Origin of the sequence: Streptomyces cinnamoneus, assembly GCF_002939475.1 — a bacterium.
GTDB classification, from domain to species: Bacteria; Actinomycetota; Actinomycetes; order Streptomycetales; family Streptomycetaceae; genus Streptomyces; species Streptomyces cinnamoneus_A.
The window spans coordinates 5,140,590-5,153,689 of sequence record NZ_PKFQ01000001.1; the positions used below are offsets into that span (position 1 = coordinate 5,140,590).

The window sequence follows — 13,100 nt, forward strand, 5'->3', positions numbered from 1 at the left end:
AGCTCGACATGGCATCACGGCGGGATGAGCTCAACGCCTACACCTTCGCGAGGAAGCGGACTGTCGCCGCCTTCCTGCAACCCTCACCCACCGGCACGGAGGAGGGGGCGCCGCGCGTCCTGCGCACCGTCCTGCCCGGAATCGTCACCGGGGCGCTGCTCGTCGCCGGCTTCGGCGCCTGGGGCATGTTCAAGCCGACCGCGCCCAAGGGCTGGGACGACGTGGCCGCCCACGTCATCGTCGGCAGCGACTCCACCACGCGCTACGTCGTGCTGAAGACGGACGGCAAGAAGCAGCTGCACCCCGTCCTCAACCTGGCCTCCGCCAAGCTGCTCCTCAAGGAGCCGAAGTCCTCCGTCATCAAGGTGAAGGAGTCGGAGCTCGACAACGGCCACATCCCGCGCGGCCCGACGCTCGGCATCCCCTACGCCCCCGACCGCATGCCCAGCGCGGCCGAGGCCGGGAAGAAGAAGCAGTGGGCGGTCTGCGAACAGCCGGGCGGCAACGGCAAGACCACGCAGAAGGCCGTCTTCCTCTTCGCCGAGCGCGACCCCAAACTCAAGAAGCTCACCGGTTCGCAGCGGCTGCGGGGCGACCAGGCCCTGTACGTCCAGGGCCCCGACGACACCCGTTACCTGATCGACCCGCAGGGCGTGAAGTACGCGCTGGGCGGCGCCGACCGCAAGCCGGCCGAGACGCCCGACGCCAAGCCGGGCGCCGACGCCAAGAAGGACGGAAAGCAGGACGGAAAGCAGGGGAGCGCGGCGGCCGCCGCCGAGCGCAAGCCGGCCGACGCGTCCGACGCCTCCGAGTACAACCTCCTGCTCCGTTCGATCTTCAAGGACGGTGCCCAGCCCCAGCGCGTCACCAAGGACTGGCTGGCCACCTTCAAGGAAGGCGCCCCCATCGTCTTCCCCGAGATCCAGGGCCAGATCGGCGGCGACGCCGGCGTGCGCACCCTGCCGCTCAAGGCCAACCGCGTCGGCATGGTGCTGGAGGCGCCCACGGGCACGGGCATGCAGCACTACGTCGTGCTGCGGGGCAAGGTCCAGCGCGTCTCGGAGTTCGTCGCGAAGCTGCTCCTGAACAGCAAGGCCGAGGCCTCGCTCAACCAGGCGGGCACCCCCGAGCGCGTCAGCGCCTCGGCCTTCACCCCCGACGCCGACGAGTTCTACGGCCAGTACCACTGGCCCTCCCGCGTGCCCCGCCAGGCCAACGGCACGGAGGCCGCCGGGGGCGGCACGGCCAACAACACCGTCTGCAGCGTCTTCGGCGGCCTCGACTCCAAGGGCACCCCGGACCTGGGCACCTGGGCGGGCACCGACTACCCCGCCACCATCCCCGACGGCGCCACCAGCGCCTACGTCACCCCCGGGTCCGGCATCCTCTACCGTCAGGTGACCGGGCGTCAGACGAAGAACGGTTCCGTCTTCCTCGTCACCGACACCGGGCTGCGCTACGCGGTCCAGGCCAACAACGACAGCGCCACCGACAAGTCGAAGATCGGCGACGAGAAGGACCAGAACAAGACCGGCGACGACGAGGCCGGCCAGGAGCAGAGCCCCGCCCCCGCCGCCCCGCAGGACGTCAACAAGGCCCAGATGCGGCTCGGCTACCAGAGCGTCGACCCCGTCCCCGTGCCCGCCAACTGGTCCGGCTTCCTGCCGACGGGACCGCGGCTGGACCCCAACAGCGCCGCGCAGCCGCAGGGGTCGTAGAGCGGCATGAGGACACCACCAGTGACCACACTCCGACGTGCGCCCCTCAGGGCCGCGCTGGTGCTGCTGACGGCGGCGGCCCTGACGACGGCCGCCGCTCCGGCGCCGCTCGGCCCGGCGACCGGCCTGACCCTCGCGGGCAGCGGCCAGTGCACCTACCCCGCCAAGCCGATCAAGGGCACGCCCTGGTCGCTCCAGCGCGTCATCCTCGACCAGCTCTGGCAGGACACCAAGGGCCGCAACGCCAAGGGACGCCCCGTGCGCGTCGCCGTCATCGACACCGGCGTCGACGTCAGCAACCCGCAGCTCAAGGACGCCGTCGACACCAAGAGCGGCGCCGACCTGCTCTCCGACGCCAAGGACCAGAACAAGGGGCAGACCAACGACGTCGTCGGCCACGGCACCAAGGTGGCCGGCATCATCGCCGCCCGCCCGCAGGCCGACACCGGCTTCGTCGGCATCGCCCCGGAATCGGTCGTCATCTCGATCCGGCAGAACGACGAGAAGGGCACCGGCACCTCCAAGACGCTCGCCCAGGGCATCGCCAAGGCCGTCGCGGACGGCGCGGACGTCATCAACATCTCCCAGGACACCGCCAAGCCGCTGCGCCCCGACTCCGACCTGGAACTGGCCGTCAAGGACGCCCTGGCCAAGGACGTCGTCGTGGTCGCCTCCGCGGGCAACGACGGCCTCGACGGAACGGTCAAGGAGACGTACCCGGCCGCCTACAAGGGCGTCCTGGCCGTCGCCGCCTCCGACCGCAACAACGAACGCGCCGTCTTCTCCCAGCCCGGCGACTTCGTCGGGGTCGCCGCACCAGGCGTCGAGATGGTCTCCACCGTCCCCAAGGGCGGCCAGTGCGTCGACAACGGCACCAGCTTCTCCGCCCCGTACGTGGCCGGGGTCGCCGCCCTCCTGCGCGCCAAGCACCCCGACTGGAAGCAGCACCAGATCGTCGCCCAGATCGAGCAGACCGCCGAGCGCCCGGGCAACGCCCACGACCGCTACATCGGCTGGGGCGTCGTCGACCCCGTACGCGCCCTCACCGAGGACGACCACCCCATCGACGCGGTCACCGTCGACAAGAACCCGGCACGCGACGTACGGCCCCCCACCCTGCCCGCCCTCGCCCTGGGCGAGACCCCCCAGGAGCGAAAGGAACGCCTGGCCACCTACGCCCTGGGCGGCGGCGGAGTCCTCGTCGCCCTCATCGCGGGCGTGGCCGTCGTCATCCGTGACCGCAAGCGCCGGTCTGCTTGAGGCATCCCGCCCCGGCGGCGCACCGGCACCGGCACGAAGGCACGGCCGGCACGGTACGGCCGGCATGAAGGCACGAAGGAAAGCATGAGTCAGCCATCACCCCGGCCACCGCACGGTGCGCCGCGTCCGCCCCAGGTCTGGGACACCAGCTTTCACCAGCACCGCACGGCACCGCCCGGCTTCGGGCCGGCCCCCCAGGCGTTCACCCAGCCGGCCGGTTCCTCAGGGGAGGGCGGCGACGGCGGACGGCGCGGACCGCGCCGCAAGGCGCTGGTCATCGGACTCGCCCTGCTGCTGGTGGCCGGTGCGGGCACGGGCGGATGGCTGCTGTGGGGCCGCGACGGCCACCGCCCGGCACCCGCGAAGAAGCCCGCCGCCCGCTCGGTCGACGCGAAGCTGGACTGGATGGCGGAGGTTCCCGACGCGGACAAGGACAGCGTCACCCGCATGTCCAGGCCGTGGTTCGTCAAGAACACCGTGGTGCTGTCCACGAAGAAGGCCGTGACGGCCTACGACGCCGACAGCGGCAAGCCCGGCTGGACCGTGGAGGTCCCCGGCACCGCGTGCAAGGCGTCCCCCGCCGCCAGCGACGGCGTCGCGGCGGTCGTCTACGGGGAGCAGGAGTACCTCTGCGACTCGCTGATGGTCGTGGACGTCGAGCACGGGCGCGTGCTGTGGAAGAAGAAACTGCTCAATGCCAAGGGCCTGAGCGGCCCGCACGACCTGGCCACCCTCACGGTGGACCGCGGCCTCGTAACGGTCGCCGACGTCGGGGGCGACCCGCTCGTCTACGCGGCCGCCGACGGCAAGCAGCAGACCCCCAAGGACTACGGCTGCCAGGAGCGCGGCACCGTGGTCGCGCGTGCACGGCAGCTCACCGTGGTCGAGTGCCAGCTGTTCGGCCGGCAGTTCGTCATGAACGTGGACCAGAAGACGGGCACGGAGAAATGGACCTGGAAGGTCCCGGACGGCCTCGCGGTGCAGAACGTCATCTCCATCGAGCCGGCGGTGCTGGCGATGGGCCGCGAGAACGACACGAGCCCCACGGAGATCGTGAGCCTGGACGACAAGGGCCGTCTGAAGACCCTGGTGGCCGTCTCCTCCGGCCCGTACGAAGTCCAGGACTGTTACAAGAACGACTGGCTGACCTGCCGCAAGGTGGTCGTCGACGGTGACACCGCCTATCTCGCCACGCACAACGAGCGGGTGACCGACGACGGCGCCAGCCCCAACGCGATCGTCGCGGTCGACCTGAACACCGGCAAGCAGCGCTGGAACGTTCCGCTGGGCGGCACCCGCGGCAACCGGCCGCTGACCATGGAGGACGGCAAGCTCCTCGTCTACCAGCAGGCGACCAGGGACGAGAGCGGGAAGCTGCTCGCCCTCGACCCGGCCGACGGCAGCTCCAGCGTCTACATGAAACTGCCGCAGGAGTCCGCGGAACGGGAACTGGCCCTGGCGCGCTTCGGATCGGCGTACTTCCACGACGGCCGCTTCTACCTGGTCACGGATCAGGGCATGTCCGACAAGGCCATGATGATGGCCTTTCGCTGATCCGGGATACGCGACGCGCGAACCGGGTCCGTGAAGACCGGATCCGACCCGACCCCCGGCCGTCCGACGGCCACAGAACACACCGCAGGAGCCAAGCCAGTGTCGCAGTCACCGCACTACGGCTATCCGCCTCAGACGCCCCCGCCGCCGGTGACGTCGAGCTTCACCGCGAGCAGACTGTCCTCCGGCGGCGGAAGCGGACGCGGACCGCTGCGCCGGAAGACGGTCCTGGGCGGCCTGGCGCTCGTCCTCCTGCTCGCCGTGGGCGCCTGGGCCGCATGGGCGTTCACCGGCGACGACTCGCCGGGCGCGAAGAAGCCGGCGCAGACGGCGAAGGGGCCCGCGGCCGGATCGGTCGCCTGGATGGCCAAGCCCCGGACGACACCGGAGAAGAAGTTCAACAGCGCGCTGGGCACGTGGTTCACCGACCACCTCGTCGTCAAGGCCGAGCCGGACATGGTCACGGCCTACGACGTCAAGTCCGGCGAGAAGAAGTGGTCCTTCATCCTCACCGGCCCGCTGTGCGCGGCCTCCCGGGAGTCCGAGGGGAACGTCGCGGTCGTCGCCACGATGTTCGGCGGGCACTGCATCGACCTCAAGGCATTCGATCTGCGCGACGGCCACCGGACGTGGGACGAACTGGTCCTCGCCGACTCGGGTCTGGGTGACACCCTCAGCCCTGAGAAGTGGGGCAAGTCCGAACCCCGGATCGCCCTGCACGAAGGCCACGTCTACATGACCTGGAACACCGGTGAGCAGACCCGCCGCCTTTCCGACGGAAAGCGCGTGGACGAGCAGAAGCACGACGCCTGCGAATGGGTCGACGCGGCGGGCGGCGCACAGCTGATCTCCATCACCTACTGCGGCGAGAAGGAGATCCAGATCCGTTCGCTCGATCCCGGGAAGCTGGGCAAGCCGCGGTGGAGCACGGCGATGCCGCGCAACGACGGGTTCCTCTCCATCGTCTCGACGCGGCCGCTGGTCCTCTCGCAGTCGCCCGGCAAGAACAGCGCGGACGACCAGTTCGACTTCGTCACGCTGGACCCGGCCACGGGCAAGGAGAAGGCGCGCATCGCCTACAACCGCAACTGGCGGCTGGGCGACTGCTTCCTCGTGACGTCCGGCTGCACGGGAGCACTGGTCGACCAGGACAGCCTGTACGTGGCGGGCCAGGGCCTGACCTACGCCTACGACCTGACGGGCGGCAAGGAACGCTGGACGTACAAGGGCGACGCCAACCGCAGCACCGCGCCGGTGGCCGTCCACGACGGCCGGCTCGCCGTCTACACTCCCGCCACCTCGGACCGTCCCGGCAGGCTGGCCTACGTCGCCACGTCCAGCGGCAAGGCACTGCGCACGGTCGACCACTCCAACGATGCCCGGGACCGCAAGAACGAGGCCGTCATGGGCAGGATCGCGGGGTTCCCGCGCCTGGTGGACGAGCGCCTCCTCCTGATCAAGGACGGTGGCCTGGCGGACGAGAACGAGGGCGTGATCCTCGCGATCAGCGCCCCGGAGGGCAAGAACTGAGACGGGCGTGCCGCCGAGGGCGTGTCGCCACGCCCTCCACGACACGCCCGTCCGTGAGGCAGAGTCAGGGTTCGATGTCGAACTCGCCGTCGCGGACCCCGAGGACGAACGCCCGCCACTCCGCCTCGGTGTAGCGCAGCACGGTGTCGTGGTCGGCGGAGGACCGCATGGCGACGGCGCCCCCCGGCAGGTACGCGATCTCGACGCGCTCCTCGGAGGTGTCGCCGGGGGCGCTGAGCCACTCCGCGCCCGAGATGTCCATGGCGTACAGCTCGGCCTTCTCTTGTTCAGTAGCCACTGGCCGGGGCTCCTCAGTCGATGACGGTACGGGTAGCGGACGCCGACGCTAGCAATCCGCGGCGGGTGCGGGGAGGCACTTGCGCAGGTTCGGCCGGCGGGCCGCGGACGGCCCGTCGACGGGGTGATCCGGGGCAACTGGTTGATTAGTGGACCAATGGCCGGGTCACTGTGTATGGCAACTGGGTTGCCTGGTTTGTCGTTTGGAAGCCCTTAGTACGAGTGGATAGAGTGACCGTTGACAACTTCGGTCCGGTGTATAGGACGGCCGCTCGGACGGTCTGTCGCACTACATCCGATTCATGGGGGGAAGGTGCAACATGGGCGACAAATTCAAGCTTGAAGACGACAAGCTCACTAGCCTGGCCAAGGACCTCGGCCACATGCACGACACGCTGGAGGGCCGGATCACCGCTCTCAACGGCGTGATCGACTCCGTCGAGGGTCACTGGAAGGGCATTGCGGCCAATGCCTACAACGAGCTGCAGCGCCAGGTGAACGACGACGTCCGTCGCCTGAAGGAGCTGCTGTCCTTCACCAAGGACGCCATCGTGGCGAGCGACAAGGGCTTCACCCAGGAGGAGCACAACCAGCTCAACAACTTCAAGGGTGTCGCCTCCGCCGGCATCCTGGGCCGCTTCTCGGGTTAGTCCCACTCGTTCGATTTCGCGTCAGGAGACAGCGTCATGGAGATTACCTACTCCGGTGTCATCGAGGCCGCGGGCCAGGTCAAGAGCACCGCGGACACCATTCACACCCAGCTGCAGGACCTCAACGCCCGCGTCCTGGAAGCCGTCTCCCACTGGGACGGTGAAACGCGCCAGGCGTTCCACGAGCGTCACCGCAACTGGGACAACAACGTCGACCACATGCACAACACGCTGCTCGACATTGCGAAGGCCATGAAGCAGGCCGCCCATGACTACAAGGCCAACGACAAGGCGCAGGCCGGTCGCTTCTGAGACCGGTCCGGCCGGTTGGTCAGGACAAGAACGGCGCATTGCCGCACGTGGGTGTGGGACGCGGGCTCCGGCTTCCGTGGCCCGCACCCACATCTGTTGCGTCAGGCGCGAGAGCACTAGGGGAGGTGCTTGATGGGATCCGGAACGCCGGACCTGAATGCTCCCAGCGAGTCGCTGGAGGACTTCAAGAGGCGGGTCGACAGGCTGCTCGAGAAGCTGGACGGCTCGGCGGCTTCACACACGAAGATCGCCGACCAGAAGGTGAAGGGCGGCGCCTACGGCAACTTCGCCGAGGCGCAGGCCCTGGCGTCGGCGTACGACACGGTGCACGCGCAGCTGGAAGTGCTTTCGCGGGCACTGGGTGACCGCCTTTCGGCGATGGGGATCGCCGTGTCCGCGGCGGACAAGGGGTACCGGCACGTCGACGGTGAGCAGGCCAGGCAGCTGGCCGCCATCCAGAAGCGGGGCGACGAGTACTGGGAGCAGCAGAAGAAGTGGGGCGACAACCTCACGAAGCAGCCCAAGACTGAGCACCAGGACAAGGGCGGCGGAGCTGAGCACCAGGACAAGGGCGGGCCTTCGTCCGGCGGAACCACGGCGGACTGATCGGAGTTTGGAAGAACGGGGTAGGGAAGATGGCCAATTCTGGGCCCACGAACTTTGAGCACATGTCGGTCGAGGTCATGATGGCCTGCATCCAAGGTGCCGACGGCGACGAGCTCATCCACAAGGGCCAGGCACTGATGGACGCGAAGGACGAGATCGAGCGGATCGGCAACGATCTCAAGGGTCACGTCACCAGGACGACCTGGGACGGCGAGGGCGGTACGGCCTTCCACGAGTGGGGGGACGACTTCGCGAAGCAGGTCCTGAAGCTCGCCAACTTCTCCGGTGTCGCCGGGAAGTACATGCGTCAGGCCGGCTCGGACCTGAAGACCGCGATCAAGGCGTTGCCGCCCATTCCCGAGGGCACGATGGGTCAGTGCTTCGCTGACGCCGACAAGGAAAAGGCGCGGGTAGAGGCCCTCGACAAGGTGCGCGGCCAGGTCGCCGAACAGATGCAGAGGATCGCCTCCTCGTACCGGGCGTCGACATGGGAGATCAAGGGCGCGGAGCTGCCTCGGCTTCCGGGGCCGCCGGACACGATCATGCCGATCAGTTCCGACTCGGAGGCCTACGGGGCCTCGGGCGGCCGTTCCGGTGGGACTTCCGGCGGAGCCTACGGCGGAGCAGTGTCTACGCCGAGCCATGGCTCGTTCGGTGGATCTGCCTCGTCTGGTGGCCACGGCACGGTGTCTGCCGGGCATCAGAGCGTGGACTCCCCCTCGGGGACGGGGTCGGTGAACGTTCCGTCTTCTCCGGGGCACATCGATCGTGTTCCTCTGCCGGACAACATCGGCACGAACATCGATGGCACGACAACGCCTACGGCACCTCCCGTTCCTTCCAACGTCGGCACGCTCCCGCCGCCCACCAGCGCGGGGCCCGGCGGAACGCCTCCCCTCGTGACGCCTCCCATGGGACCGATGACCCCGAATCTCGGTGGCGGTCCCCGCACCGTAGGCGGCGGCGCTACTCGGATGCCCCCCACCGCTGGTGGTACGGGCAAGTTCGGTACCGGGCCCATCAGCGGCTCGATTCGTCCCAACATTCCGCGAGCCGATACGGGCATCATCGGCGGCATGCCGTCGCACGGTCAGCCGGGTGCGCCCGGTGCGCGAGGAGTGCCCCGGGGGACGGTCATCGGTGGCGAGTCGCAGCCGACAGGTCGCGGAATGGCAGGCGGAGGAATGCCGGGCGGCGGTATGCGTTCGGGTGCCGGTGGCTCCGGCTACGCAGGCGGTACCCGCAGGCTGGTCTCGGAACCCGGTGGCGTCGTGGGGGGCCCGCGTGGCTCGCAGGGCGCGCGCAGGGACTTCACGCCGGGTGGTGCCGGGCTGGTTCGCGACAAGGGCACCTCGACCGGTAACGGTGGCCTTGTGGGCGGTCCGCCCCGCGCTGGCCAGCGCTCATCGGACCAGCAGCGTGACGGCGCCGGCGTTCCGGACTACTTGACCGAGGACGAGGAAACCTGGTCGACGGGAGGGCACAACGCCGTCCCGCCGGTGATCGAGTAGAAGTGCCCCCGCAGTTGCGGTAGTCGGTGGCGAGCGAAGAACGAGTGGATGACATTGAAGTCAACGGTCAAGCAGATGCGTAGGCGAGGGCTGGCTGTGATGTCCGTTCTCGGTTCTTTGCTCGCCATCGGCGGTGGAGTGGCGCCACCCGCGCTCGCGGACACCATGCGCGAACGCCAGTGGTACCTGGACAAGATGCAGGCCGAGCAGATGTGGAAGGTCAGCACCGGTACAGGCATCACTGTCGCGGTTGTGGACACCGGGGCCAAACCCTCCCAACCGGAACTGGCTGGCAAGCTTCTTCCGGGTAAGACCTTTGGCGGGCACGGCTCAGACGACGGCAGTGAAGACACTGCCGGCCATGGAACCGCGATGGCATCCCTGATTGCGGGGAACGGAGCAGGTGGCCAAGGCGTCAAGGGCCTTGCCCCAGGTGCCAAAATCTTGCCTGTGAGGGTTTGGGGTGAAACCTTTAACGAACAGGCAGAGAGCGTAGCGTCCACCGCTAAAGGGATCCGCTATGCCGCTGATAGCGAAGCGCGAATCATCAGCATCTCTATGAGTGTTGGTGAGCATACGCTCCTGGACTACCAGCGCACTGAAATGCAGAACGCCATCGACTATGCAATCAAGCGCGGGAAGTTGATCTTCGCGGGATCGGGTAACAAGGGAGACGAAGTCAATCTCCCGGAATATCCGGCAGCGGCTCCCGGCGTGGCCGCGGTCGGTGCGCTCGACAAGAGTTTCAGCCGCACCAAGTTCTCGGGGTACGGTCCGCACATCGCTTTCGGCGCTCCCGGGGACGAAATCCCCATCCCCTGCGACAAGGGCGACACCGGCTACTGCCGTAGCAACGGCACCAGCCAAGCCACCGCCCTAGCCTCCGCCTCAGCCGCCCTCGTCTGGTCCATGCACCCCGACTGGAACGGCAATCAGGTCCTCCGCGTCCTGATGGACACCGCCGGCCGTCCCACCACCGGCAAGCTGCCTAGCGATTACGTCGGCTGGGGTTCCATCCGGCCGCGCATCGCCGTACTCGAAGGCAAGGGCGATCCCGGTCCCGCCGACGTCAATCCCCTCGTGGCCGCCAAGGCGGCGGCCGAGTCCAAGTCGCCGGCCCCGTCGGACAAGTCGGCGGCCCCCAGCCACGCCCCCGCGCTCGCCGGCACCAAGGGGAAGGCGTCGGACGGCAAGGGCGGCGGCAGCCTGATCCCCTGGGCGATCGGTGGCGTCGTGGCCGCAGTGGGCGTGGGCGTGGGCCTGAACGTGTGGCTCCGGCGCAAGGCCGCGGCCCGGGCGCAGGCAGCCGATCCCGTCACCCCCACCTTCCACACCAACATCCCGTACGGCGCCCCGCCGCCCCCGGACGCGCCGCCCTTCCACGCCCCGCACGCCCCCCAACCCCCGCACAGCGGACCCACCCCCGGCGGCGGCCACTGAGCCGGCAGCTGCGCGCGGGGCGGAACGGTCAGAACACCGGCAGCGCCACCAGCGTCTTCTCGCACACCACGAAGACGCGGTTGCCGGCCCCCGCCAGGCGCCACAGGGCGCTCGCGCCCGCGCCCCGCCCGTAGGTCCACGTCGGCTTGCCCGAATCCTTGTGGTGGGCTGTGACCCCCTCCCCTCCCGACAGGGAGGGAACGACCCACACGCTCTTGCCCTGGACCACGGGAGCCGTCAGCGGGGCCACTCCTGCCGCGTCCTTGGGGACGTACTCCCAGTCGGGTGTGCCGTCGTGCCGGTTGCGGCGGCTGAGTCGCGCGCCGTCCATGGCGTACAGGGCGTCGCCGTCGACGGTCGGCGGGCCCCAGCCGCCGAAGTGTTCCGTCAGCGGGCTCTTCGCGCGGACCGACCACACCTCACCACCGTCCTTCAGACGGCGTGCCGTCAAGGTCTTGCCGCCCAGGTACACCACCCCGTCCACGACGAGCGGAGCCATGGCGTCCGTCGAGTCCGGGCGTTGGGACAGTCTCCACGCCTCCTTGCCCGTGCGCGCGTCGAGGCAGACGACCTTGCCGTCCGTGCCGCAGACGACGAGCCGGCCGTCGCCCACGGCTCCGATCGCGGGACTGACCAGGGTCATCGGCACGGGCAGCGGTACGGACCAGCGGACCGTTCGGGAGGAGACGTCGAGCGCACAGAGCTTGGTGATGTCGCCGTGCGCGGCCTGGCCCGCCTCCCCGGCGGCGAAGTAGACGGTGTCCGCGTCAGCCGCGACCGTCCCCCTGGCCGTCAGGTCGAGCGACCACCTCTCCGCACCGGTGGAGGTCTCGAAGGCGACCAGTTTCCCCACCAGGGTGGCCGAGACGAGGAGTTCGTCCCCGACGGGGGTGAGGGCGGTGAACGAGTCCGACTTCCCCTGCCACTTCACCTGCCCGTCGGTCACCGACAACGCCACCGGCCCGCGCGCCGAATGGGTCACCACGACGTCCCCCAGGGGCAGCGGGGCGATGGGCAGCCCGGACGGACCGTCCACCGGTCCCCACAGGGGACGGGGAGCCGTGCCGTCCTGGTAGCGCGAGGACGGCAGGCGTTCGGCGTCCCACGGCTGCGGCCGCGGAGTGCCCTCCGCCTCCAGCGGCCGTCCGGGCCCCTTCCCCTTCCGTGACCGCCAGGTCCACCAGGCCGCCCCCACGCCGCCCGCGACGAGAGCGACGCCGCCGCCCCTGGCGAGGGCGGTGACGAAACCGCGCCGCGAGGGGGGCGAGGAGGCGCCGAGGGGAGCCGTCGTGGCCGGAAGCGTGGCCAGCCGCCGCGCCTCCGTCTCCCGTCGCGCGATGTCGGCGGCCAGCGCGCCCCGCCGCCACACCCGCTCGGCGCCCTTCGGCGGAGCCATGGCCGCGATGATCTGCGCCGGCAGCGGACGGTCGGCGGGGTCCTTGGCCAGGCACGGTTCGACCAGGGCACGGACCGGCGCGGACAGGGCGTCCAGATCGGGCTCGCCGTGCACCACCCGGTACTGCACGGCCGCGACGTTCGTGCCCGCGTACGCGCGGCGCCCGCTGGCCGCGTAGGCCAGGACCGCCCCCAGAGAGAAGACGTCGCCGGGCGGACCGACCCGCCGCCCCAGCGCCTGCTCGGGCGCGCCGTAGCCGGGCGTGACCGGGGCGTGGCCGGTGGAGGTGAGCGTGAGGCCGTGTTCGGGGCGGGCGATGCCGAAGTCGATGACGCGCGAACCCCGCGAGGTCAGCACGATGTTGGACGGCTTGATGTCGCGGTGCACCAGCCCCCGGGCGTGAACGTCGCGGAGGGTGGCGGCGAGTTCCGCGCCCAGGGTCCGTAGTCCCGCGTCGTCCAGCGGCCCGTGCCGCTCGACGGCCTCTTCGAGCGTCGGTCCGGCCAGGAACTCCGTGGCCATCCAGGGCCGTCCGCCCTCGGTCCACGCGCCCAGCACCCGGGCCACGCCCGGAGTGTCGACGGCCTGCGCGACCTGGGCCTCGCGGACGAAGCGCTGGGACAGGTTGCGGTCCTGCGCCAGCTCGGGCAGCAGCACCTTGACCGCCGCCGTGCGTCCGGCCGCGTCCCTGCCGAGGTAGACCTTGCCCATGCCGCCCGCGCCGAGCACGCCGATGAGCCGGTACGGCCCGAGGCGGAGGGGGTCGCCGGTGCTGAGGGGTTTCATGGTGCGGGTGTCTCCCTGGAGGGTGCTGAAACGTGAGGGG

General features: G+C 69.9%; 11 protein-coding genes. 9 read left to right on the forward strand and 2 right to left on the reverse strand.

The genetic code is table 11. The features are described 5' to 3' along the window. The first annotated feature begins 8 nt into the window (after positions 1-8). The 4 genes from CYQ11_RS23125 to CYQ11_RS23140 all read left to right on the forward strand — a co-directional run bounded on the left by CYQ11_RS23125 (position 9) and on the right by CYQ11_RS23140 (position 6,062). Positions 9-1,718, forward strand: coding sequence for a type VII secretion protein EccB (locus CYQ11_RS23125; RefSeq protein ID WP_099200933.1), 1,710 nt, complete (start codon positions 9-11; stop codon positions 1,716-1,718). A 6-nt stretch (positions 1,719-1,724) separates the two neighbouring features. Further along, positions 1,725-2,978, forward strand: coding sequence for a type VII secretion-associated serine protease mycosin (gene mycP / locus CYQ11_RS23130; RefSeq protein WP_099200932.1), 1,254 nt, complete (start codon positions 1,725-1,727; stop codon positions 2,976-2,978). An 84-nt stretch (positions 2,979-3,062) separates the two neighbouring features. After that, a complete protein-coding gene (locus CYQ11_RS23135) occupies positions 3,063-4,532 on the forward strand; it encodes an outer membrane protein assembly factor BamB family protein (protein ID WP_099200931.1) in 1,470 nt (489 codons plus the stop codon). Between the two features lie 99 nt (positions 4,533-4,631). Further along, positions 4,632-6,062, forward strand: coding sequence for an outer membrane protein assembly factor BamB family protein (locus tag CYQ11_RS23140; RefSeq protein ID WP_099200930.1), 1,431 nt, complete (start codon positions 4,632-4,634; stop codon positions 6,060-6,062). 64 nt (positions 6,063-6,126) lie between these two features. On the opposite strand, the gene CYQ11_RS23145 is transcribed toward CYQ11_RS23140, so the two are convergent. Further along, positions 6,127-6,360: a DUF397 domain-containing protein gene (locus CYQ11_RS23145; protein WP_240003550.1), complete on the reverse strand. Its 234-nt coding sequence runs from the start codon at positions 6,358-6,360 to the stop codon at positions 6,127-6,129. Positions 6,361-6,679: 319 nt separating this feature from the next. On the opposite strand from CYQ11_RS23145, the gene CYQ11_RS23150 reads away from it, so the two are divergent. The 5 genes from CYQ11_RS23150 to CYQ11_RS23170 all read left to right on the forward strand — a co-directional run bounded on the left by CYQ11_RS23150 (position 6,680) and on the right by CYQ11_RS23170 (position 10,878). Further along, a complete protein-coding gene (locus CYQ11_RS23150; RefSeq protein ID WP_099200929.1) occupies positions 6,680-7,009 on the forward strand; it encodes a WXG100 family type VII secretion target in 330 nt (109 codons plus the stop codon). 36 nt (positions 7,010-7,045) lie between these two features. Beyond that, complete coding sequence (locus CYQ11_RS23155) at positions 7,046-7,321, forward strand: WXG100 family type VII secretion target (protein ID WP_099197483.1); 276 nt, start codon at positions 7,046-7,048, stop codon at positions 7,319-7,321. A gap of 132 nt (positions 7,322-7,453) precedes the next feature. After that, complete coding sequence (locus tag CYQ11_RS23160) at positions 7,454-7,927, forward strand: DUF2563 family protein (protein WP_099197480.1); 474 nt, start codon at positions 7,454-7,456, stop codon at positions 7,925-7,927. Between the two features lie 62 nt (positions 7,928-7,989). Then, positions 7,990-9,438 (forward strand): WXG100 family type VII secretion target, encoded by a 1,449-nt coding sequence (locus tag CYQ11_RS23165; protein ID WP_099200928.1) that lies wholly within the window; start codon positions 7,990-7,992, stop codon positions 9,436-9,438. Positions 9,439-9,537: 99 nt separating this feature from the next. Next, positions 9,538-10,878 (forward strand): S8 family serine peptidase, encoded by a 1,341-nt coding sequence (locus CYQ11_RS23170; RefSeq protein WP_240003549.1) that lies wholly within the window; start codon positions 9,538-9,540, stop codon positions 10,876-10,878. Positions 10,879-10,906: 28 nt separating this feature from the next. Here CYQ11_RS23170 and CYQ11_RS23175 read toward each other — a convergent pair whose 3' ends face one another. Continuing rightward, on the reverse strand, positions 10,907-13,060 hold the full coding sequence (locus CYQ11_RS23175; protein ID WP_099200927.1) for a serine/threonine-protein kinase: 2,154 nt from the start codon (positions 13,058-13,060) through the stop codon (positions 10,907-10,909). Positions 13,061-13,100 lie beyond the last annotated feature (40 nt).

Bases quoted from the DNA above. Each gene is read 5' to 3' on its own strand.
- CYQ11_RS23125 (WP_099200933.1), top strand. From the start codon at position 9: ATGGCATCACGGCGGGATGAGCTCAACGCCTACACCTTCGCGAGGAAG.
- mycP (WP_099200932.1), top strand. From the start codon at position 1,725: ATGAGGACACCACCAGTGACCACACTCCGACGTGCGCCCCTCAGGGCC.
- CYQ11_RS23135 (WP_099200931.1), top strand. From the start codon at position 3,063: ATGAGTCAGCCATCACCCCGGCCACCGCACGGTGCGCCGCGTCCGCCC.
- CYQ11_RS23150 (WP_099200929.1), top strand. From the start codon at position 6,680: ATGGGCGACAAATTCAAGCTTGAAGACGACAAGCTCACTAGCCTGGCC.
- CYQ11_RS23155 (WP_099197483.1), top strand. From the start codon at position 7,046: ATGGAGATTACCTACTCCGGTGTCATCGAGGCCGCGGGCCAGGTCAAG.
- CYQ11_RS23160 (WP_099197480.1), top strand. From the start codon at position 7,454: ATGGGATCCGGAACGCCGGACCTGAATGCTCCCAGCGAGTCGCTGGAG.
- CYQ11_RS23165 (WP_099200928.1), top strand. From the start codon at position 7,990: ATGTCGGTCGAGGTCATGATGGCCTGCATCCAAGGTGCCGACGGCGAC.
- CYQ11_RS23170 (WP_240003549.1), top strand. From the start codon at position 9,538: ATGTCCGTTCTCGGTTCTTTGCTCGCCATCGGCGGTGGAGTGGCGCCA.
- CYQ11_RS23175 (WP_099200927.1), bottom strand. From the start codon at position 13,060: ATGAAACCCCTCAGCACCGGCGACCCCCTCCGCCTCGGGCCGTACCGG.